Origin of the sequence: Nostoc sp. C110 (genome assembly GCF_043099725.1) — a bacterium.
In the GTDB taxonomy this organism is placed as follows: Bacteria; Cyanobacteriota; Cyanobacteriia; order Cyanobacteriales; family Nostocaceae; genus Nostoc; species Nostoc muscorum_A.
Window position 1 is genome coordinate 3,312,149 of record NZ_CP171148.1, and the last position, 21,663, is coordinate 3,333,811.

Sequence of the window (21,663 nt, forward strand, 5' to 3'; positions counted from 1 at the left end):
AGAGACAGTCGTCGTATTTGAATCGGATGCTATGAGTCAAAAACCTTATCCTACAGACGTTTCCGATGTCGAGTGGGATTTGATAAAATCAATGATTCCAGCAGAACGTAAGCGAAAGCGTGGAAAAAAGCGTGAAGTAGATATGCGCGAAGTAGTAAATGCGATTTTTTACATATTGCGTGCAGGTTGCTCGTGGCGAATGATGCCTCATGATTTACCTGCATGGCAAACAGTATATTCATATTTCCGACGCTGGGAGCGTAAAGGGGTATGGCAAAAAATTCATACCGTATTGCGATCGCAACTGCGTAAAATTGAAGGACGAGACGTAGAACCATCTGCTGGAATTATAGACTCTCAAACGGTTAAAACAACTGAAAAAGGAGGGATTGATGGTTATGATGCCGGAAAAAAGATTAATGGTCGTAAACGCCATATTCTTGTCGATACGATGGGTTTACTTTTAATCGTTGTTGTACATGCTGCTTCAATTCAAGACCGTGACGGAGCAAAGCTTGTACTAAATAAAATTCGATATTCTTTCCCCAAATTACATTTAATTTGGGCGGATGCTGGATATGCAGGAAAACTAGTCGATTGGGTCAGATATTTTATTGGTTGTGTAATCGAGATCGTTAAACGCTCTGATGACACTTCAGGTTTTAAAGTATTACCTCGACGTTGGGTTGTAGAGCGTACACTTGCATGGCTTGGTCGTTATCGTCGTCTAAGTAAAGATTACGAATATCATCCTCAAACAAGCGAAACCATGATATACGCCGCTATGACGCATCTAATGTTACGTCGATTAGCCCACAATCATCGTTGTTCAACTGCTTAAGATTTATTTTATAAACACCCTCTAAGAGATTATGTGGAGTACTGGGGCAATAGTGCCAACGCCGGGAATTATATGTTAGATAGAGCGATCGCTAACTATGAGTTGCTTCTATTTCTAGAGTACATACCGTATGTTCTGGAAACATGGCTGCAAGACAACCCTAACAAACTTCAAAAACCCCTGGATGACTTACGCACGACGATTACCTTTTTGAGAAAGAAGGGAATCATCCACTTTGACGCACATTTTCGCAACATCCTCACCGACGGTAAGCAGACATATCTGACCGATTTTGGTTTGGTACTTGACAAAAGTTTTACTTTGACGAAAGATGAAAAGTCTTTTTTTAAGCAGAACGCATTTTATGACTATGGAGAAGTCCTGCGAAATCTTGGTCATCTGATTCGATCGCCGTATGATTTGTGTTCGGAGAACGATAAACGCAGGATTATGGAAAAATATGGCATAAAAGAAGGCTTAAAACCTCATGAACTGCGGTCTATATTACTCGACAACATCGAGCAGATACATGCTGATGGAATCATGAAGTTAGATAAGTTTTATGTTGCCAGCATCGTCAAGTACCGTGGCATCATTGCGCTGATGCAAGATTTCTTTTCTGATATGTGGGCAAATAACAATAAGGACACGAAACTTCGTGACGCAGAACTACGGCTGCTGCTTAAAAAGACGGGGTTTATTCGTGGTGTTGGAAACGGCAGATAGTTGCGATCGCTGGATAAGAAATACACCTATTTGGGGTATTTACTTCGGTTTCCAACTTTCCCAGCCTTACTATCTCACTCTCATCGCAGTGCGTTCCTAAATTAATAGGGATAATATAATAGTTGCTATAAATAAAAACTTATAGATGACAAAAGACTACTAAAATTCAGTTACAAAACAAGTAAAAATAGTCAATCATCAAGTAAATATAATAGTTTCCATAAACAATAGTTTATACATTAGAAATTATTCCTATGATTAAGGAAAATAGATAAATTTTTACTTATATATCCAATCTAATATTTGTTTAATAATTCGAGGCAACGAGTGAACTAATTTTGCTTCAAAGGCTGTAAACTGTTTTCAACAAGGTGAATGATGCCTCTGCGTCAGACTAGACCAGAGCCAATAAATTAGCCGAGTTTTTATATAAGTAGCCGTGTCATTGATGAAATGGCTGGGTTTACATTGCCAAATATAGCTTAATCATTAGTAGCGCAACAAACACAATGTTTTTTGCCTAATTTGCTATAGCTATAAAAAATAAAATTTACCTTCGACGGAGATATTTATGACAGAATTTTTTAATCAAATTTCTCGCCGCAAATTTATATTTACAGCCGGAGTATCTGCAAGTGCTGTATTACTCAAAGGCTGTTTGGGTAATCCTCCTGAAAATCTGACTGGTGGAAGCACTAAAGCACAACCAACTGCTCAGTCGGTTGCTAATATTAGTTCTGAACAAGCACCAGAAACTACTACAGTCAAGCTAGGATATATACCCATTGTAGAAGCGGCTCCTTTAATTATTGCTAAAGAAAAAGGATTTTTTGCAAAGTATGGTATGACTGATGTTGGTCTTTCCAAACAAGCTTCTTGGGGTGCAGCCAGAGACAACGTAGAAATTGGTTCTGCCGGTGGTGGTATAGATGGCGGTCAATGGCAGATGCCAATGCCACATTTAATTTCAGAAGGTTTAATCACCAAAGGCAATCAAAAAATTCCCATGTATGTCTTATGTCAATTGGTTACACATGGAAATGGAATTGCGATCGCAAACAAGCATCAAGGCAAAGGTATTAGCTTACAACTCGCCGGCGCTAAGTCTTTATTTAAGGAATTAAAATCTTCAACACCCTTCACTGCTGCATTCACTTTTCCCCACGTTAACCAAGATTTATGGATTCGCTACTGGTTAGCAGCAGGCGGCTTAGATCCAGATGCAGATGTCAAGTTGCTCACAGTACCAGCAGCGCAAACTGTGGCCAACATGAAAACAGGAACAATGGATGCCTTTAGTACAGGCGACCCCTGGCCTTATCGCCTGGTACAAGACAAGATTGGCTATGTAGCAGCATTAACCGCAGAAATTTGGAAAAATCATCCTGAAGAATATCTTGCCATGAGAGGCGACTGGGTTGATAAAAATCCCAAGGCTACCAAAGCAATTTTAAAAGGAATTATGGAAGCACAGCAATGGCTAGATAATTTTGACAATCGCAAAGAAGCTGCTCAAATTCTGGCTGGACGGAATTATTTCAATCTTTCTTCACCGGAAATTCTAGCTGATCCATACCAAGGTAAGTATGACATGGGTGATGGTCGCAAAATTGATGATAAATCGATGGCGGCTTACTACTGGAAAGATGAAAAAGGTAGTGTTTCCTATCCATATAAGAGTCATGATTTATGGTTCATAGTTGAAAACGTTCGCTGGGGATTCTTGCCAAAAGATTACATTGACAATAATGCTGCCAAAGCTAAGGAACTTATCAACAAAGTCAACCGTGAAGATATTTGGAAAGAAGCTGCCAAAGAAGCTGGGATTGCTGCTGCTGATATTCCCACAAATACATCCCGTGGTGTAGAAGAGTTTTTTGATGGCATCAAGTTTGACCCTGAAAAGCCAGAAGAATATTTGAAGAATTTGAAAATCAAAAAGGTCAGTGTTTAGTCATTAGTCATTAGTCATTGGTCATTAGTTCTTTGCAAAGGACAAATGACAAAGGACAAATAACAAATAAAATTTGAGGAGAATACAGCATCATGACAATAGCCCAAAAACGCCCTGCAAATCCTAGATTGAGTAATGGCTTTATATCCAGCCTGAAAAAGCAATTTCCTGACCTGATACCACCAGCGATCGCGATCGCAATTTTCTTGACTATTTGGCAACTCTTCTCTTGGACTCCGGGCGCTACATTACCAGGGCCAATACAAGTTGTTCAAGATACTTGGATTCTCATTTTCTGGCCATTTTATGACCGGGGTGGACTTGATAAAGGTTTATTTTGGCAGATTCTCGCCAGTCTGCAACGGGTTGCGATCAGTTATACCCTAGCTGCGATCGTTGGTATTGGCTTGGGCATTTTGATTGGGGTTAATAGAACCATGTCCAAAGCATTAGACCCCATCTTTCAACTACTGCGGACTGTACCACCTCTAGCTTGGGTTCCAATTTCTTTAGCAGCTTTACGACAAAACGAACCCGCAGCATTATTCGTAATTTTCATTACGGCAATTTGGCCCATCTTAATTAACACTGCTGTCGGCGTAACCCAAATTCCCCAAGATTACAACAACGTCGCCAAAGTTCTCCAACTTAGCCGCAAAGAATATTTCACTAATATTTTGATTCCTGCGGCATTACCCTACATCTTTACCGGTTTGAGAATTGCGATCGGTTTAGCATGGTTAGCGATTATCGCCGCCGAAATCGTCATGTCCGGTATTGTCGGCATCGGCTTTTTCATCTGGGATGCCTATCAAAATAACAACGTCAGCGAAGTAATTTTAGCTCTAGTTTATATCGGCGTTGTTGGGTTGCTCCTAGATAAAGCAATGGGTTGGCTGCAAAACAAGATTTTACCAGCAGAGCAAAAATAGTCATTAGTCATTGGTCATTAGTCATTGGTCATTTGTAGAAAGCTAAGGACTAATGACCACGTACTAAGGGCTAATGGCGAAAGACAAAAGACTAATGACAAAAGACTAATGACAAAGGACAAATAAGTATGTTCGTAGCTGTCGATCAAATTGAAAAAGTTTTTGAATTAACTGGTGGTGGCAAATATATCGCCCTCAAAGGAATCGACCTCCAAATTAAAAAAGGAGAATTCGTTTCTTTGATTGGTCACTCCGGTTGCGGTAAATCCACCCTATTAAATATGATTGCGGGTTTGGATTTGCCTACTGAGGGTCTTGTCACTCTTGAAGGACAAAAAATCACCAAACCTGGCCCAGATAGGATGGTGGTGTTCCAAAATTATTCCTTATTACCTTGGCGGACGGTAAGAGAAAATATTGCCCTCGCTGTGGACTCAGTAATGAAAGGTTTACCCGCAGCTGAACGCAACGCCATTATCGAAAAACATATAAATATGGTGGGTTTGCGTCCCCATGCTGACAAACAACCGGGGATGTTATCAGGTGGACAAAAACAGCGAGTTGCGATCGCCCGCGCCTTAGCGATTCGTCCCAAATTACTGCTGTTAGATGAACCCTTTGGTGCATTAGATGCACTCACACGCGGCAATTTGCAAGAACAACTCATGCAAATCTGCGAAGAAAATCAAGTTACCGCCGTGATGGTCACACATGATGTAGATGAAGCAGTGCTGTTATCTGACAGAATCGTCATGCTAACCAACGGCCCCGAATCTAAAATTGGTGACATTCTCGAAGTAGATATTCCCAGACCCCGCAAGCGGATGGAAGTAGTAGAACATCCCAGCTACTACAGCTTACGGAGTGAGATGATTTACTTCCTGAATCAGCAGAAACGGATTAAGAAAATTCGGGCGCGGAAAACTGCCGACGTTGCCCGTCATGGATTAGAAAAAGTTAACCTAGAAATTGGCTTTTTACCTCTGACAGCTTGCGCCCCCTTAGCAGTTGCTAAAGAAAAAGGCTTCTTTCTCAAACATGGTTTAGATGAAGTTAACCTCGTGCGGGAAAGTAGCTGGCGGGGTATAGAAGATGGCATAAGTGGTGGTTACTTAGATGCGGCTCAAATGCCTTCAGGGATGCCGATGTGGTTAACTTTGGGAGGACATAATAACCAACCTCTGCCCGTTGTCACCGCCCTTACCATGACTCGCAACGGTAACGCCATCACCTTGGCAAAACGCTTTCTCGACCAAGGTGTACAAACCTTATCAGACTTCAAAAGATACCTGCTTCGCACCCGTGACCAACGGCACACAATGGGAGTAGTACACGCCGCATCGATGCACAACTTGTTGCTGCGTTACTGGCTAGCGGCTGGTGGAATTGACCCCGATAGCGATGTGGATATGAAGACCATTCCCCCAGCGCAGATGGTAGCCGACCTCAAAGCTGGAAGCATTGATGGTTACTGCGTCGGCGAACCTTGGAACTACCGCGCTGCTGTGGAAAATGTCGGCTTTACCATCGCTACCGATTTAGAAGTTTGGCTGGGACACCCCGGTAAAGTTCTTGGTGTGCGGGAAGATTGGGCAGAAAATTATCCAAATACGCATATCGCCTTGACTAAAGCATTGTTAGAAGCTTGCCATTATTGTGCAAATCCCGAAAATACCCAAGAAATTCGCCAAATTTTAGCAGGGCGAGATTATGTCAGCACTGATTTAGAATACATTCAACTCGAAGATCCAGATAGTCTCACCTGTGACTTAGATCATCCATTGCGAGACTATGCCCATCTCCAGTTCTATTCCGATTCTGCCATCAACCGCCCCAGTCGCACCGAACAAATTTGGATTATGAGTCAATTGGCGCGTTGGGGTGATACTCCTTTCCCCAGAAATTGGGTAGAAGTTGTTGAACGGGTGTGTCGAGTGCGTGTTTTCAGCACCGCCGCACGAGAATTAGGTTTAGATATTAGCTATATTCGCCAACCGATTCAACTGTTCGATGGTACTCCCTTTAACGCCGATGATCCAATCGCTTATCTCAACAACTTGAAAATTAAACGTGATTTTTCAGTCGCGGAAGTTGTTCTTGATGCACCGAGAAGGAGACTTGCGTCATAAAAAACTGGTGAGAGAAAGAGGGAGTGGAAGAAGTAAGACATCTTACTTCTTGTGGGGCGGGCAAGATGCCCACCCCACAACATTAAATAATTTTAATTTTTAAAAATCTCTTGAACTCCATTAATGAACCTCTGAACTCCATTAATGAACCTTTGAACTCCGTTAATGAACCTCTGAACTCCGTTAAAGAGTTTTTGAACTTCATTAAGAAACCTCTAGGTTGCAGCGAGTAGTCCCTAATCCCCAATACCCAATCCCCAAATACCATGCAAAACCGCAACTCAACAGCAACAAGCACACTAGGAAAACCATTCGCAGCTGCAACCACCAGCCGCAGACCTTTCCTAGAAATTAAAGACGTTACCAAAGTCTATCCCACAAAGACAGGCCCCTTCACCGTACTCGACGGCGTTAACCTTAACGTTGAACAGGGCGAATTTATTTGCGTCATTGGCCACTCTGGCTGTGGCAAATCGACACTACTAAATATGGTATCCGGTTTTAACTTTCCTACCTCCGGTCAAGTTTTACTGGAAGGAGAACCCATTACCAAACCAGGCCCAGACAGGATGGTTGTCTTCCAAAACTACGCCCTACTACCTTGGCGGACTGCTTTTGAAAACATCTATTTAGCTGTTAACGCCGTTTATCCCAACAAACCACAAGCCGAAAAAAGAGCGATCGTGCGCGATCACCTAGCAATGGTGGGACTGGCTGATGCAATGGAAAAGAAACCAATGCAAATGTCCGGTGGGATGAGACAACGGGTTTCTATCGCGCGTGCTTTGGCGATTCGCCCGAAAGTTTTAATTTTAGATGAACCTTTTGGGGCGCTGGATGCCATCACCAAAGAAGAATTACAAGAAGAATTGCTGAAAATTTGGGGCGATAATCGTTGTACAGTGCTGATGATTACCCATGATATCGACGAAGCACTATTTTTAGCAGATAAATTGGTAATGATGACCAATGGCCCCCATGCGAAAATTGGCGAAGTTATGGAAATTCCTTTTTCTCGTCCCCGCGATCGCGCCCGCATCATGGAAGATCCCCAATACTACCAACTACGCAATTATGCCTTAGATTTCCTCTTTAATCGCTTTGCACATGATGACGTAGGTTAAACTAATCGTCATTCTCCTAATTTTTACAATGCTTCCTTCCAAACGAGTTTATATGTTGTTAGTTTTAGGTATAGCGATCGCCCCGATCCTATGCCTTTTTTTCAACATTAAAGCAGCGATCGCCATCATTGTGTTATTTGATGCCATAATTCTTGGATTGATGATTGCAGATGGCTTGCAGGTGCGACGTTCTCGCGTGCAAATTACCCGCGAATTACCGTCCCGGTTATCAATTGGGCGGGATAATCCGGTGATTCTAAAAGTAACATCGCCAAATACCAACGCCTTGATTGAAATCTGCGATTACTACCCAACAGGATTTGGTGTATCAGCGCCCACACACCGAGCTATTATTCCCAGTAATACCACTCAGGAATTGACATATACCGTCAACCCAAAACAGCGCGGCGAGTTTCCTTGGGGAAATATTCAAGTTCGACAATTGGGAATTTGGGGATTAGCTTGGGATGATTGGCAAATTTCCCACAGTCTACCAGTGAAAGTTTATCCTGATTTAGTGGGATTGCGATCGCTCACAATTCATTTAACATTGCAATCATCAGGATCAATGCGCCAATCTCGCAAAACTGGTATTGGTACAGAGTTTGCCGAACTGCGGAATTATCGCACTGGTGACGACTTACGCTTTATTGATTGGAAAGCTACCGCCCGTCGGGTTGGTGCTTATGGGAATGCAACGCCACTGGTGAGGGTTCTAGAACCAGAACAGGAACAAACTTTACTAATCTTGCTCGATCGCGGACGGTTGATGACTGCAAAGGTGCAGAACTTGCAGCGATTTGACTGGGGTTTGAATGCAACTTTATCTTTAGCTTTGGCGGGGTTACATCGAGGCGATCGCGTTGGTGTTGGTGTATTTGACCGCCAGATGCACACATGGATTCCCCCAGAACGCGGTCAACATCATTTAAATCAGCTAATCGATCGCCTAACTCCAATTCAACCAGTCTTATTTGAATCTGATTATTTGGGGGCGGTAACAAATGTTTTGCAACGTCAAACTCGGAGGGCGCTTGTAGTCGTAATTACCGACTTAGTTGATGTCACCGCTTCTACAGAACTCCTGGCTGCACTCTCCAAATTAGCGCCTCGCTATTTACCATTTTGTGTCACTTTGCGAGACCCACAAGTTGACCATTTGGCAAACACTTTTACAGATAATGTTACAGAAGCTTATGCCCGTGCAGTCGCACTCGATTTATTAATGCAAAGACAAGTCGCATTTGCTCAATTGAAACAAAAAGGTGTATTAGTACTAGATGCACCAGCAAATCAAATTGCCGATCAGGTAGTTGAGCGATATCTGCAACTTAAAGCGCGGAATCAACTTTAGTAGAAAGGCGAAATTGCACTTTGTGCCCCTATACTAATATGTCAATACGGTTCAAAGAGACGCGATAAATCGCCGTCTCTATAAGTGTTTTGGTCTTATCTGAACTGTATTGACTAATATGTCTCTACTAATTTACGCGTTATTGGTATTTTAAATTATTTCAGTTTTAGCGGCTTTCTTTATTTTAGGTTTTAACCAATATTGATTTTGAACTTGATACCGTATTAGCTTTCTGACTTCTTCAGGAGACAAATTTAGTAATTTAGCAGTCATTGATTCTACCATATTAATCTCAGTTACTGGTAGCACAAAATCCAACTTTCGTAGAGTATTGTTAGCGGTTCTAACCTCAATAAAGCTAAGTCCTTGCTTTTTTTCAATTTCAGCTTTGATTACTTTTAAAATCACAGGAATTTTTACTTGGATTTGTTTATTAAGCTTCAGCTTTTGTTGTTGAGGATCTAATCCAAGTTTTTGTGCGATCGCTACTTCTGTAACTTTTGAGTTAGGAATTTCAATTTCTAACCTTTTTAGCAGAGAATTTCCTGTTTTAATCTTCACTTGAGTAAATTTTTGCTCTTTCTCTACTTTCATATCAACCACTGTAAAATTAAGTGTTAGCTCCACCTGTGGTAGTGTATCAGCTTGCAACTTATCCAGCGTCCTATGAGAGAATCCTAATATTTTTTTTGTTAACAAATCACTACCAGTCCAAAAGGCAATACCTAGTAATATCATAGGTAGAATAATTAGTAAAATCTGTGGTTTTAAATAAGGCATAATACTTTAGTTTTTAGCTTATATATAATACTAATTTGTCTGATACTTACGGAGCGATCAATACCAAAAACTATCTATTGGCGCATTCATGATATGCCTTCTGGTAGAACACTTTAAATTTTTAACCTGGGATAGTACTAATACAACATATAAGAGAAAATTGACTTCCTTCTTATTAATATAGTGCGGGAAATTCCCCTGTTATGAATTTACATCCAAAGGTTGTATGCGGATATTATTAGTAGAAGATGATTTTGAACAATTAGAGCCATTACAAGGTATTCTATCGGAAGCTGGATATATTGTAGATGCTGCGGAAGATGGGGAAATTGCACAATGGCTGATATCCCAAAAACATTACGATCTATTAATTTTAGACTGGATGTTACCGACAATTAGCGGTTTAACTCTGTGTCGCCAGTATCGTCTCTCTGGTAAAACTGCGCCGGTGTTGATATTGACAGCTAAAGACACCACGCCTGATAAAGTTATGGGTTTAGATGCGGGAGCAGATGATTATTTAGTCAAACCCGCAGACTTAGTGGAACTCTTGGCGCGGGTGCGTGCTTTGGGGCGGAGAGTCCCCAATTGGCAGGGAGATAGTCTACGGGTAGCAGATTTGCAATTGGATTTAGCTGAATTAAATGTAGAACGAAGTCACGTAAAAGTCGAATTATCTCCTCGTGAAGCAAAATTATTAGAATACCTGATGCGTCATCCTAATCAGGTTTTAAATCGCAACCAGATTGAAGAGGCATTGTGGGAGTGGGGTATGGAACCGGAAAGCAATGCTTTAACTGTCCTAGTACGCAAGTTGCGACAACGCTTGCAAGTATTGGGTGCAGCAGACTGGATTAAAACAGTTTATGGTATGGGCTATCGCTTAAATCCCCAATAATTAAATTGAGAATTAGAAGCCTTGAAATTTTTCTTTCAACGATCAATGACAAGTTAAGTAAGTGGGCGTAAATAATTGTCGTTGGGATAAGGCAATAGGCATAAGGGTTTTTAGCATAGTTCATTTTCATTTACATAGTTTGATTTTATTGTGCCAACTTACTTATGTTTAATCGTAGCCGTCGTAATCTTGCAAGTTGGTTCACCCTAACAATGGGTAGTATTTTAATTGGGTTTGCGGCGGTAGTTTACTATGTGGAAGTTATAGATGAGTTAGAGGAACTGGATATATTACTGTATAAAAAAACCAGTGTGATGGCAGCGAATGTGAAGTCAGAAATGTATAATGGTCGCCGACAGCTAGACTTGGAACATGTCCCATTATTGGGAAGCATGGTAGAACCATTGCCAGATATAGGATTAGTGTATGCAAGTTGGTATGATGACCAAAAGCAACTAGTACAATTTTTTGGTACGATTCCGAGCGATCGCCTTTCGGTATTAGGTGGATTTGATACTATCAAAACCAATGATAAAGTATGGCTGCGTCAGGTAACGTTGCCTGTTTACCAGGATGGTTTATTAATTGGTTATATGCAAGCAGCAATGCCAATCACATCTATTGAAAGTGCTTTAGCTGAATTTCGGCTAGTTTTGGCGATTTCAGTGCCGATTACCTTGGGTGCAATTGCCCTGACTGGTTGGTGGTTGGGAGGGCTAGCGATGCAACCAATTCGTCACAGCTACGATCACCTGCAACGGTTTACAGCTGATGCTTCCCATGAATTGCGATCGCCTTTGACAGCAATTATTAGCAATGCTCAGTTTGGCTTTCTGTCTAAATCTACTGACCTTGAGGTGCAGCGTCAACGCTTTCAAAAGATTTTTGATATCGGCCAGTCAATGAGTATTCTGGTGACTAATCTATTGTTTCTAGCACGTTCTCAAGGTCAATTACCCACCGAATCGTTAAACGAAGTTGACCTCAAGAGTTTACTTTTGCAGATAACAAATGATTATGTCACACACCAAGATGCACAACATATTAGTTTAATTTCTAAATTGCCTAATAATAGTGTAACTGTGCTTGGTGATGCTAACTTGCTTTATCAAGCAGTTGTAAATTTAGTTAATAATGCTTGTAAATATACTCCTGCTGGAGGAGAAGTGCAGTTGCACTTATTTAGTCAGTCTCATTCTGCTGTAATTCAAGTTATAGATAATGGAATTGGGATTCCCAAAGATGATTTGCCATATCTATTTGAGAGATTTTATCGGGTAGATAAGAAACGCTCTCGCAAAACTGGAGGATTCGGTTTAGGGTTAGCGATTGCTCAACAAATAATTCAATCTCACGGCGGACAGATTAGTCTCAGAAGTCTAGTAAAAAAAGGGACAACTTTACAAATTTTTCTACCTTTAAAGTAATAGACTCGGTGTCGCTTATTTTCCCTATTCCCAGATTCCCTCTCATCAGCACATCATGACCGTACTTGGTTACTCTAGCAGCGATCGCCTTTTCCCATCATCTGAGCGCAATCGCTTAAGTCCGCAATATCCAACAGCGATCGCAATCAACTTTTACCATACTCTTGTACGAAAAAAATCTGTCCGACTGCTTTTATATTTTGCTTCATAACCCGCAACAAACGATTCTGTAAGGTTCGACTATCCTCATTCAAAAAATCAATTATTGCCTTGACTTTCCCAGCATAATCACGATCGTGTTTAAAAATAATCATGCCAGCATGATTTGGTGCAGTGCGATGTAGATCGATAAAATCTTGGCGATTTTCCGTAATCAAAATGCGACCTGTCGCTGTGGAATATTGCAAAACAACATAGTCAGCAATCCCTTGATTTGCTTGACCTGCTTCGTAGAAAGTTAATACATCGTGTCCCTCCGATCTGAGTAAGTTTACCATTGCAATGGGAAAATTTTCATTGGAGTAAAATTGTAATGCCATTAAACTAAATCATCTTGGGCAATTTCTCGATCGATTTTTTCAGGATTTTGTTCGTAGTAATGCCAAGCTGCACTTAAATCTTCCGCAGTCAATCCAGGATAATTTGACAATAATTCTTCATCCGGGGCACCTTGTTGACGATATGCTACTAAAGTCCATACGGGAATTCGTGTATTTCTAATTCGCGCTTGTCTCCCGCAAACTCCTGGTGTAATCTGAATTGGATTTTGCAACATTTGCACGTAATTTAATGCTTGGTCAACTAATTCCTCTGGTAAAGCTGCAATTGCTTCGAGCAGTTGAGTCCTCTTATTCATGACAACAAAATCTCTCTCGCTTATTTCATCCTAACTTGAAATTTTATAGTAATTATCCTAGCGACTGTTTTGAAGCTCAATCTCAATTTCCGATAAGCGATCGCCAATACTAAAACCGACCTATATGTTTTGCGTTGGCGTAGCCCGTCGTAGACATCGCCTTTTCCCATCATCTCAAGGCGCGTTGGCGTAGCCCGCCGCAGGCATCGCCTAAATCCGCAATATCCCAAACAGAGAACTGACAGATCGCCAAAAAATGATGGTCTAGCATTTTCTCTAATCAGTTAAGATAATCTTCATCAATCTTCTTTCCTTTTACCCTTCTCCTTGGAATTATGACGCAGGATGAGTTGTTGGTACTGATAGATCGCGCTGTGGCTGAGGGTTGGCGAGAGTTAGACTTGTCGGGGCAAGAGTTGACTAAGTTACCTGTGGAAATTGGTAAGTTGCAGCAGCTTGAGTCTTTAATTTTGGGAAAGAAGGTTGAAGGTTATGAACGAGTAGGAAACCGCCGTCTCGAAAAGGTTTCAGGCAACAATTTAAAAACGCTTCCACTCGAACTATTGGGTTTGCCTAATTTGCGTAAGTTGGATATTAGTGGCAATCCTTTAGAGAGCATTCCCAATGTAGTAACGCAAATACCACATCTAGAGGAACTTATCTTAATTCGAGTAGAGCTAACTGAAATACCTGATGCGATCGCCAAATTAACGAATCTGACCCGACTTGACCTCGGTAGCAACAAAATAATGGAGATACCAGAGGCGATCACAAAATTAACCAATTTGACAATACTTTACTTCCGTTACAACCAAATAACCGAGATTCCTGAGACGATCACAAAATTAACCAATCTCACCCAGCTTCACCTCCCCTACAACCAAATAACAGAGATACCAGAGGCGATCGCGAAATTAACCAATCTCACCCAGCTTCACCTCCCCTACAACCAAATAACAGAGATACCAGAGGCGATCGCGAAATTAACCAATCTCACCCAGCTTCACCTCCCCTACAACCAAATAACAGAGATACCAGAGGCGATCGCGAAATTAACCAATCTGACGCACCTTTTCCTCTTTAACAACCAAATAACAGAGATACCAGAGGCGATCGCGAAATTAACCAATCTGACGTACCTTCTCCTCGATAACAACCAAATAACAGAGATACCAGAGGCGATCACGAAATTAACCAATCTGACGTACCTTCTCCTCGGTTACAACCAAATAACAGAGATACCAGAGGCGATCGCGAAATTAACCAATCTGATGGGGCTTGACCTCGGTTACAACAAAATAACAGAGATACCAGAGGCGATCGCGAAATTAATCAATCTGATGGGGCTTAACCTCCGTCGCAACCAAATAACCCAGATTCCAGAGGCGATCGCGAAATTAACCAATCTGATGGAGCTTGACCTCGGTTACAACAAAATAACCCAGATTCCAGAGGCGATCGCGAAATTAACCGATCTGACGCAGCTTTACCTCAGTTTCAACCAAATAACGGAGATACCAGAGGCTATCGCAAAATTAACCAATCTGACGCAGCTTGGACTTGATGGCAACAAAATTCCCAATATTCCATTAGAAATTCTTAATTCAAACGATCCAAAAGAGATTTTTAATTACTTGAGGCAAATTCGCACAAGTGAAACTCGACCATTACACGAAGCTAAACTCTTGCTCATCGGACAAGGTAGCGTCGGTAAAACATCTCTCATCCAACGACTAATCTACAATAAATATGATAAAAACCAACCCCAAACCGACGGACTCAATGTAAAAACTTGGAATGTGCAGGTCAATAGCAAAGACATCCGCCTGAATGTTTGGGACTTTGGCGGACAGGAAATTTATCATGCCACCCATCAGTTTTTTCTGACTAAGCGCAGCCTCTATCTCCTAGTTTGTAATTGTCGCACCAGCGAAGAAGAAAACCGCATCGAATATTGGCTAAAACTAATCGAAAGCTTCGGCGGACAGTCCCCCGTGATTATCGTTGGCAACAAAAAAGACGAACAACCCCTCGACATCAACCGCAAGGCATTACGCGAAAAATATCCTAACATCCAAGCGATTATCGAAACCTCCTGCCAAGACAATATCGGCATTGATGAACTTCGCACCGTCATTTTCCAGCAAATTGCCAAACTCAAAGAAGTCTACGACCTTCTACCCCTGACATGGTTTGAGGTTAAACAACAACTCGAATCCATGACTGAAGACTTCATCAGCTACAACCGCTACATCGGCATCTGCCACGAAAATAAGATTTCTGAAGAACAAAACCAAGATCAACTCATCGATCTTCTCCATCGACTTGGCTTAGTTCTCAACTTCCGCGATCATCCCATCCTCAAAGATACCAATGTTCTCAAACCCAACTGGGTGACAGAAGGCATTTACGCGCTCCTGAGCGATGAAAACCTCAAAACTAAAACCAAAGGCATTTTTACCCCCGCCGATCTCACCCGCATCCTCAATCCAGAGCGATACCCCACTAAGCGTCATGGCTATCTAATCGGGCTGATGAAAGAATTTGAGCTTTGCTTTGCACTAGAATGTTACCCACCACAATTTTTGATTGCCGGACTTTTGCCCAAAGACCAACCAGACAAAACAAAACTAGAAGGCGAAACCCTGGAATTTCAATACCATTACAAAGTTCTCCCCGAAAGCATTATTTCCCGCTTCATCGTCAACACCCACGAAAAAATCCATAACCAAATCTATTGGCGCAGTGGCGTAATGCTGCAATATCAAGAAAACAACGAAATCTACAACATCGCTCGGATTAAAGCCGATCCCGAAGACAAAAAAATCTTCATCACCATTAGCAAACGCCAAGAAACCCCCCGCTTATTTCTCGGCATCCTCCGCGATGTCTTCCAAAAAATCCACAAAAGTCTCCCCAATCTCGAAATCACCGAATGGGTTCCCGTTCCCAATCATCCCAACCATCCGCCTCTCGACTACCAAGAACTCCTCGGACTCGAAGCGATGGGTGAAAGCACAATCACCATCGGTAAACTAAAATTAAAACTCGATTTGCGTCAACTACTTGATGGGTATGAAGATATAAGAACTCGACAAAGACAACAATTAAAAAAAGAAATTATTGAATCATTCCCTATTAAGGAACCAAGTATGTCAGAAAGCATCAGAAACCAAATATTTGTTAGCTACAGTCATGAAGATGCAGAATGGTTAATAGAACTGCAAAAACAACTAAAACCCTATATTCGTGCAGAAGGTTTGATCGTTTGGGATGACACCAAAATCAAACCTGGCGCAAAATGGAAAGCCGAGATTGAAAAAGCATTAGCCACGGCTAAGGTTGCTATCCTGCTAGTCAGCCCTGACTTTATAAGCTCTGATTTCATCGACAGACATGAGCTTCCCCCCTTACTCAACGCAGCCGAACAAGAGGGATTAACCATTTTCTGGATTCCAATTAGTGCAAGCTCATACAGAAAAACTGACATCGAAAAATACCAAGCTGCTCACCCTCCAAGTAAACCCCTCGACACTCTAAATAAGCCAGAACGTAATCAAGCTTGGGTGAAAATTTGCGAAGAAGTCGAAAAGGCAATGAAATAGAACCTATTTCAACATTGACCAAATTTAACTTAAATGTTACAGAAATAAGAAGCAAATTAGGCATAGAACTAAAGCTTCCCCCTGTTAAATAGACTTTTTTAACTCCAGGGGCGATCGCAGAGATTGAAATCATACCCGCCTTTGACTTGATGAAAATTGAACTAGCGAGCGCAAAGCAAAATAATTACCAAATAATTGTTACCAACTTTGCAGCAAAAATATTTTGATCGCAAGTTAATAAAGCTACTTGATTTCCTTGACTCTCTACAACTAAAGCTGTTGATACAATTTGGCGATCGTGCATTTCATTGATAGAGGTTAGTTCTGCACTTTTTTCAATGACATCATAATCCAGTGGATGTATAAAAACTCGTTTATCATTCTTAACAACCTTTAATAAGGCATCAACAGAAGGAATCGAAGTTTTACCACGACTAACGATCCATACCGACTCCGCCAAAGCGATCGCAGGCAAAATTAATTCACTGGTTGCATCGGAAAGAATAGCTTTTACAATAGGGCTTAAACGAGAATTACCTTCTAAAAACCAGATTAGAGCATGGGTATCAAGTATATATTTCATGTTGATAGATTCATGTCTAACTCAGAGCCTCGTCAGCATTGCCATGAAACTCAGCATCTTTGAAATCAGACTCAGTGGATTGCTGAGAACCTGAAAACATACCAAAAGACATAAGCTGACTATCTAAACTGACTGATTGAGAAGTTAAAAAAGTTACAAAAACTTGGCTTTCAGTAATATTTTGTGGGACTTCAGCTAATTCGATTTTGCCGTTCTTGTATATTCCTTGAATTGTTTGTAACATAATGGGTTGCGTTAAGTAACTTGAGCGATCGCTAATAAATCACGGCACTAGAACATTTTAGCTAAAATTTGACAGACTCAAAATCTTCAGCGCGCTCACCATGCACAAAAAGCCTATGCTGTATAGCATTCGCTATCGTCCCAATTACAAGATTGCGATGTCTACAACGGGCTACGCCTACGCGGCATAATGAATATAAAAAATCACAAAGTTGAAGAATACCCATATCAACGTGTGAATAATTTTAATCAGCGTCAATTTGATTTTACTTTTCATAAAAGCAACGCAAGTACTTCAACATGATATTTGGGTACTTCAATACGATATTTGGGTACTTCAATACGATATTTGGGTACTTCAATACGATATTTGGGTACTTCAATACAATATTTGGGTACTTCAAAACGATATTTGAGTACTTCAAAACGATATTTGAGTACTTCAAAACGATATTTGAGTACTTCAAAACGATATTTGAGTACTTCAACACGATATTTGGGTACTTCAAAACGATATTTGAGTACTTCAACACGATATTTGTGTACTTCAACACGATATTTGGGTACTTGTGGACTTGGTTCGACTACGCTCAGTGGCCACCTAAGTTCTAAATTCTTCTTAGAAAATTTTTTATACAAATAATTTTAAATATTTCAAGTGAAATTAGCGAAGAAATCTCAGATTTTACCGGAAACTTCACTTTAGTTTTGGTGATTTTTACTCAGGGGAAGAGGAATAGCAAATAGCTAAAGTGGAACCACAAGTCTGTACTAATTTTCATATAAGTTTTTGCAGGAGAGGCATTCATGGCGCGACTGAAACGCAATTCTACAGTATTGGATAAAGCAACGCTACGGATATCGGGGATGAGATCGATTAGCGAAACGCTTGAGTTTAGCGATAGCTTAAATTTAGCGGAGTATGAAAGGCGGATTCAAACCTTGCAAACAAAGCTATCGAGCTACAACACAATGCTTTCAACGGTTGATGAAGCAGTAGGGCAAATTGAATTGCTAGAGCAGGATTTGAGAAGCTACTCAGAAAAAATGTTAATGAGTGTGGCGACGCGCTACGGTAAGAACAGTTTGCAGTATATGCAGGCAGGGGGTAAACCACGCAAGAGTAGTAAGCGATCCGTGGGGAATACTGCACTAAAAACTGCGCCAACAATGACGATCGCAGCAGTGATGACACCGAATACAGATAAAGCGATGACAAATGGTGATGGCACGAAGGCATTGTTAAAGTAAGGAAATTAGTTGATTGGTGCGATCATCCGGCTCTTTTTTAGCCGAGCGATCGCCACAAACAATGCCATCTCTGCTATTGCAAATAGAATCAGGGCGATACCTACGGTGAGCTACGCTAACGCACTCATGATTTGCAGTTTAGAAGGTTTTTAGCGCTAACTGAACCGTATTAAATTATAAATCGGATGATTTCAGAATTCTGTTTTGATAAAATATGCAATTTCAACGAGTGTAGCCCAAGAGTGTAGCGCCCCATCCAATCAAAGCACTCCCAAAGACTAGCCATGCAGCATTGATACGGAAGTGAATAGCTAAAATGGCTGAGACGATCGCGATCGCCAAGCCGAGAAAATCTACAAATGGGGCTTGTGGTAATGTTAAGGTGGCTGCACCCAGTTGCAGGGTGGTAACAACCATTAGCGCTACAGCACTAACATTCACAGCATCCAAAAACGCTCTACTCCAAGAAGAAGCCCGTAAGCGGGGAATTAAGGGATTCAGGGCAGCAACGAAAACAAAAGAAGGTAGAAAAATTCCGATTGTGGCAATAATTGCGCCAGGGATGCCGGCAATGATATAACCAATAAACGTAGCAGTCGAAAGTACTGGCCCAGGAGTAAATTGACCAATTGCGATCGCATCTAGTAACTGCTGTTGTGTCAGCCAGCCATATTCTTGAACTAATCCTCCTTGGAGAAAAGCCACCAAAAGGTAGCCACCACCAAACAAGACACTACCGACTTTCAGAAAAAACCAACCTAACTGCCATAAAGAAACGTTGGTTGCAGTAGATGCGGTAGCTACCGATGCAGCAACAACCGTTGATGCCTTTAAAGTCGCGCCTGTGGTAAGACTAGCAATTAGAAAGTTGGCTTTATCTCCTGGTTTGTCGTTTTTATCGCCAGAATGTAACCAAACCATACCCAGCAATCCCCCAACTAATAGGGCAATTACTTCATTTAATTTGAATAATAATGTTATTAACGCCACAGCCAAAGCAATCACTAACAACTGGCGAGTTTTCACAGCCTTTTTTGCCAAGCCCCAGAGGGCATTAATAATGATTGCTAAAACAGCCGGTTTAATGCCATAAAGGAGCGGAGCTACTTGAGGTAAAGTGCCGTAGGCAACATAAACCCAAGCAAACCCCCCAGTAATTAGAACCGCAGGTAAGACAAAACAGACACCTGAGACAATCAGCCCCAGCCAACCTGCATAGATGTATCCTATATGGATAGCCATTTCTGTGGAATTTGGCCCAGGAATTAGGTTAGTTGCGCCCAGCAAATCTAGAAAATGCTCCCTTGTCAACCACTGACGACGCTTAACCACTTCATCTTCAATCATGGCAATATGGGCAACCGGGCCCCCAAAGCCGATAACGCCAAGTTTCAAAAACAGTTTGGCGAGTTCACCCAAACGACTTGGTGCTGAGTTAGTCATATTTGCTAGGGAATATTTTTCATTCAGTTTTAGACTAATCTTTTAAGATTAGGGCTTATACCATTTCACGAAATGCTTGATACAAATAGATTTGTCTCTAATTCTGTCCCCTGCGGTCTATTTCTATCAACCTGAAAGTGAAACGGTATTACGCACTCACTCTACAGAAGAATTATATTGTCTGTCAACGTAAATATATCTTTTCAGATGAAGGCAGGAGGAAAACTACCCTCAGCCTCCTACCTCTTTCAATGACTCTTAACTGAATGGCACTAAGTTAATTGCAAAGCCCTGATATAACTTGCTTTTTGAGTGTGGGGGGTAAGACTTCTTGCCCGTCCTCCCACACTCCCCACACCTCCCACACCTCCCACACTTCCCACACTTCCCACACCTCCCACACTTCCCACACCTCCCACACCTCCCACACTTCCCACACCTCCCACACCTCCCACACCCGCCAGCAAGGAGGTTTCAGCTTTTCAAGCGTGCCATTCGACTCTTAACTCAGCACTATTTATGCCATGACCATTCCGCCATCGACATTAAAAACTTGTCCGGTGATGTAGTTGGCGGCGGGATCGGCGGCTAGGAAGCGCACCATCCCAGCGACTTCTTCGGGCTGACCGAAGCGACCGAGGGGGATGTATTTTAGAATATCTTCGGGGTTATTGAGATTGCTGGTCATATCGGTGGTGATGAAGCCAGGGGCGACGGCGTTAACGGTAATACCGCGAGTAGCCAGTTCTTTGGCAACGCTTTTGGTGAAGCCGATTACACCTGCTTTTGCGGCACTGTAGTTGGACTGACCTGGGTTGCCCATCTGCCCAGCAACGGAGGTAATATTAATAATTCGCCCCGATCGCTGTTTGAGCATGATTTTACTGACGGCGCGTGTACATAAGAAAACACCAGTTAGATTAAGGTCTATCACAGCTTGCCAATCTTCTGGCTTTAAACGCAAAAGCAATGTGTCGCGGGTAATCCCTGCGTTATTGACTAAGATATCCACACGGCTAAACTTTTCCATAACGGCGTTAACTAGTGCGTCTACTTGATCGCCTTTAGAAACGTCTGCTTGGATAGCGATCGCCTGACCTCCCCCTGCTGTAATTTCTGTAACAACTGCCTCAGCCGCAGCACTCGAACTGGCATAATTGACAACTGCGATCGCTCCTTGTGAAGCTAATTCAATTGCGATCGCTTTGCCAATTCCTCGTGATGCACCTGTGACAATTGCGACTTTACCTTGTAATAATGTCATTTAATGTTCCTCAATCTTAGAAATACCGCGCTAATTATCTTATGGTGATTTAGGGAACATCTGAATATTGTCTAGATAAAATCTCACTCTTTAGGGTGAGAATCTTGCTGTCATCCTGCAAATTAGATATTTTATAGATAAGCTATCCCTTGTATTTAGCTTTGGGATAAGGCAATAGGCAATCTTGCTACAGGCAATAGTTATAAGGGTTTTAGCCTAGTTAATTTTTCTTTACATATTATGATTTTATTGT

The 21,663-nt window shown here is 41.6% G+C and carries 20 protein-coding genes; 11 read left to right on the forward strand and 9 right to left on the reverse strand.

The genetic code is table 11. From position 1 onward, the window contains the following. Positions 1-31: 31 nt before the first annotated feature. From ACFFRD_RS19700 to ACFFRD_RS19730, 7 genes are all read left to right on the forward strand, one after another. Positions 32-841 (forward strand): IS5 family transposase, encoded by an 810-nt coding sequence (locus tag ACFFRD_RS19700; protein ID WP_392481047.1) that lies wholly within the window; start codon positions 32-34, stop codon positions 839-841. A 33-nt stretch (positions 842-874) separates the two neighbouring features. Next, positions 875-1,567, forward strand: a complete 693-nt coding sequence (locus ACFFRD_RS19705) for a hypothetical protein (protein WP_392482847.1) — start codon at positions 875-877, stop codon at positions 1,565-1,567. 571 nt (positions 1,568-2,138) lie between these two features. After that, entirely contained in the window at positions 2,139-3,521 is a 1,383-nt protein-coding gene (locus ACFFRD_RS19710; protein ID WP_392482848.1) for a CmpA/NrtA family ABC transporter substrate-binding protein, read from the forward strand. 92 nt (positions 3,522-3,613) lie between these two features. Beyond that, a complete protein-coding gene (ntrB, locus tag ACFFRD_RS19715; protein WP_114086254.1) occupies positions 3,614-4,453 on the forward strand; it encodes a nitrate ABC transporter permease in 840 nt (279 codons plus the stop codon). 122 nt (positions 4,454-4,575) lie between these two features. Continuing rightward, positions 4,576-6,582: a nitrate ABC transporter ATP-binding protein gene (locus ACFFRD_RS19720; protein WP_114086255.1), complete on the forward strand. Its 2,007-nt coding sequence runs from the start codon at positions 4,576-4,578 to the stop codon at positions 6,580-6,582. Between the two features lie 266 nt (positions 6,583-6,848). Beyond that, positions 6,849-7,706 (forward strand): nitrate ABC transporter ATP-binding protein, encoded by an 858-nt coding sequence (locus ACFFRD_RS19725; protein ID WP_114086257.1) that lies wholly within the window; start codon positions 6,849-6,851, stop codon positions 7,704-7,706. A gap of 28 nt (positions 7,707-7,734) precedes the next feature. Then, a complete protein-coding gene (locus ACFFRD_RS19730; RefSeq protein ID WP_392482849.1) occupies positions 7,735-9,060 on the forward strand; it encodes a DUF58 domain-containing protein in 1,326 nt (441 codons plus the stop codon). A 150-nt stretch (positions 9,061-9,210) separates the two neighbouring features. Here ACFFRD_RS19730 and ACFFRD_RS19735 read toward each other — a convergent pair whose 3' ends face one another. Then, positions 9,211-9,840: a hypothetical protein gene (locus ACFFRD_RS19735; protein ID WP_392482850.1), complete on the reverse strand. Its 630-nt coding sequence runs from the start codon at positions 9,838-9,840 to the stop codon at positions 9,211-9,213. Positions 9,841-10,066: 226 nt separating this feature from the next. Between ACFFRD_RS19735 and rppA the strand changes: the two genes are divergently transcribed. Then, the gene (rppA, locus tag ACFFRD_RS19740) at positions 10,067-10,738 is read left to right on the forward strand and encodes a two-component system response regulator RppA (protein WP_392482851.1); all 672 of its coding nucleotides are present in this window, start codon (positions 10,067-10,069) and stop codon (positions 10,736-10,738) included. A 164-nt stretch (positions 10,739-10,902) separates the two neighbouring features. Then, the gene (locus ACFFRD_RS19745; protein WP_392482852.1) at positions 10,903-12,165 is read left to right on the forward strand and encodes a sensor histidine kinase; all 1,263 of its coding nucleotides are present in this window, start codon (positions 10,903-10,905) and stop codon (positions 12,163-12,165) included. Between the two features lie 146 nt (positions 12,166-12,311). On the opposite strand, the gene ACFFRD_RS19750 is transcribed toward ACFFRD_RS19745, so the two are convergent. Both ACFFRD_RS19750 and ACFFRD_RS19755 read right to left on the reverse strand, forming a co-directional pair. Beyond that, positions 12,312-12,704, reverse strand: a complete 393-nt coding sequence (locus ACFFRD_RS19750; RefSeq protein ID WP_392482853.1) for a DUF5615 family PIN-like protein — start codon at positions 12,702-12,704, stop codon at positions 12,312-12,314. Beyond that, positions 12,704-13,021 (reverse strand): DUF433 domain-containing protein, encoded by a 318-nt coding sequence (locus tag ACFFRD_RS19755; RefSeq protein WP_392482854.1) that lies wholly within the window; start codon positions 13,019-13,021, stop codon positions 12,704-12,706. Before ACFFRD_RS19755 ends, ACFFRD_RS19750 begins: the two co-directional genes overlap by 1 nt. A 335-nt stretch (positions 13,022-13,356) precedes the next feature. Here ACFFRD_RS19755 and ACFFRD_RS19760 point away from each other — a divergent pair, with 335 nt between their 5' ends. Further along, positions 13,357-16,626 carry a COR domain-containing protein gene (locus ACFFRD_RS19760; protein WP_392482855.1) on the forward strand — a complete coding sequence of 1,090 codons (3,270 nt, stop codon included), beginning with the start codon at positions 13,357-13,359 and terminating at the stop codon, positions 16,624-16,626. A 184-nt stretch (positions 16,627-16,810) separates the two neighbouring features. Here ACFFRD_RS19760 and ACFFRD_RS19765 read toward each other — a convergent pair whose 3' ends face one another. The 3 genes from ACFFRD_RS19765 to ACFFRD_RS19775 form a co-directional block, all read right to left on the reverse strand. Then, positions 16,811-17,209 carry a type II toxin-antitoxin system VapC family toxin gene (locus ACFFRD_RS19765; RefSeq protein ID WP_179067422.1) on the reverse strand — a complete coding sequence of 133 codons (399 nt, stop codon included), beginning with the start codon at positions 17,207-17,209 and terminating at the stop codon, positions 16,811-16,813. Between the two features lie 16 nt (positions 17,210-17,225). Then, a complete protein-coding gene (locus tag ACFFRD_RS19770) occupies positions 17,226-17,453 on the reverse strand; it encodes a hypothetical protein (protein WP_392482856.1) in 228 nt (75 codons plus the stop codon). Between the two features lie 272 nt (positions 17,454-17,725). After that, positions 17,726-18,091, reverse strand: coding sequence for a hypothetical protein (locus tag ACFFRD_RS19775; RefSeq protein ID WP_392482857.1), 366 nt, complete (start codon positions 18,089-18,091; stop codon positions 17,726-17,728). A 168-nt stretch (positions 18,092-18,259) separates the two neighbouring features. Between ACFFRD_RS19775 and ACFFRD_RS19780 the strand changes: the two genes are divergently transcribed. After that, positions 18,260-18,703: a hypothetical protein gene (locus ACFFRD_RS19780; protein ID WP_392482858.1), complete on the forward strand. Its 444-nt coding sequence runs from the start codon at positions 18,260-18,262 to the stop codon at positions 18,701-18,703. A 222-nt stretch (positions 18,704-18,925) separates the two neighbouring features. Here the strand turns inward: ACFFRD_RS19780 and chrA are convergent, their stop codons facing one another. The 3 genes from chrA to fabG form a co-directional block, all read right to left on the reverse strand. Continuing rightward, the gene (chrA, locus tag ACFFRD_RS19785) at positions 18,926-20,146 is read right to left on the reverse strand and encodes a chromate efflux transporter (RefSeq protein WP_392482859.1); all 1,221 of its coding nucleotides are present in this window, start codon (positions 20,144-20,146) and stop codon (positions 18,926-18,928) included. A 272-nt stretch (positions 20,147-20,418) separates the two neighbouring features. Further along, positions 20,419-20,613: a hypothetical protein gene (locus ACFFRD_RS19790; protein WP_392482860.1), complete on the reverse strand. Its 195-nt coding sequence runs from the start codon at positions 20,611-20,613 to the stop codon at positions 20,419-20,421. Positions 20,614-20,663: 50 nt separating this feature from the next. After that, positions 20,664-21,410: a 3-oxoacyl-[acyl-carrier-protein] reductase gene (gene fabG / locus ACFFRD_RS19795; protein ID WP_392482861.1), complete on the reverse strand. Its 747-nt coding sequence runs from the start codon at positions 21,408-21,410 to the stop codon at positions 20,664-20,666. Between the last annotated feature and the right edge of the window lie 253 nt (positions 21,411-21,663).

Excerpts from the sequence above, each read along its gene's own strand:
- ACFFRD_RS19750 (WP_392482853.1), bottom strand. The coding sequence starts at position 12,704 with ATGGCATTACAATTTTACTCCAATGAAAATTTTCCCATTGCAATGGTA.
- ntrB (WP_114086254.1), top strand. The coding sequence starts at position 3,614 with ATGACAATAGCCCAAAAACGCCCTGCAAATCCTAGATTGAGTAATGGC.
- ACFFRD_RS19735 (WP_392482850.1), bottom strand. The coding sequence starts at position 9,840 with ATGCCTTATTTAAAACCACAGATTTTACTAATTATTCTACCTATGATA.
- ACFFRD_RS19710 (WP_392482848.1), top strand. The coding sequence starts at position 2,139 with ATGACAGAATTTTTTAATCAAATTTCTCGCCGCAAATTTATATTTACA.
- rppA (WP_392482851.1), top strand. The coding sequence starts at position 10,067 with ATGCGGATATTATTAGTAGAAGATGATTTTGAACAATTAGAGCCATTA.
- ACFFRD_RS19730 (WP_392482849.1), top strand. The coding sequence starts at position 7,735 with ATGCTTCCTTCCAAACGAGTTTATATGTTGTTAGTTTTAGGTATAGCG.
- ACFFRD_RS19770 (WP_392482856.1), bottom strand. The coding sequence starts at position 17,453 with ATGTTACAAACAATTCAAGGAATATACAAGAACGGCAAAATCGAATTA.
- ACFFRD_RS19700 (WP_392481047.1), top strand. The coding sequence starts at position 32 with ATGAGTCAAAAACCTTATCCTACAGACGTTTCCGATGTCGAGTGGGAT.
- chrA (WP_392482859.1), bottom strand. The coding sequence starts at position 20,146 with ATGACTAACTCAGCACCAAGTCGTTTGGGTGAACTCGCCAAACTGTTT.
- fabG (WP_392482861.1), bottom strand. The coding sequence starts at position 21,410 with ATGACATTATTACAAGGTAAAGTCGCAATTGTCACAGGTGCATCACGA.
- ACFFRD_RS19765 (WP_179067422.1), bottom strand. The coding sequence starts at position 17,209 with ATGAAATATATACTTGATACCCATGCTCTAATCTGGTTTTTAGAAGGT.
- ACFFRD_RS19745 (WP_392482852.1), top strand. The coding sequence starts at position 10,903 with ATGTTTAATCGTAGCCGTCGTAATCTTGCAAGTTGGTTCACCCTAACA.
- ACFFRD_RS19725 (WP_114086257.1), top strand. The coding sequence starts at position 6,849 with ATGCAAAACCGCAACTCAACAGCAACAAGCACACTAGGAAAACCATTC.
- ACFFRD_RS19760 (WP_392482855.1), top strand. The coding sequence starts at position 13,357 with ATGACGCAGGATGAGTTGTTGGTACTGATAGATCGCGCTGTGGCTGAG.
- ACFFRD_RS19780 (WP_392482858.1), top strand. The coding sequence starts at position 18,260 with ATGGCGCGACTGAAACGCAATTCTACAGTATTGGATAAAGCAACGCTA.
- ACFFRD_RS19755 (WP_392482854.1), bottom strand. The coding sequence starts at position 13,021 with ATGAATAAGAGGACTCAACTGCTCGAAGCAATTGCAGCTTTACCAGAG.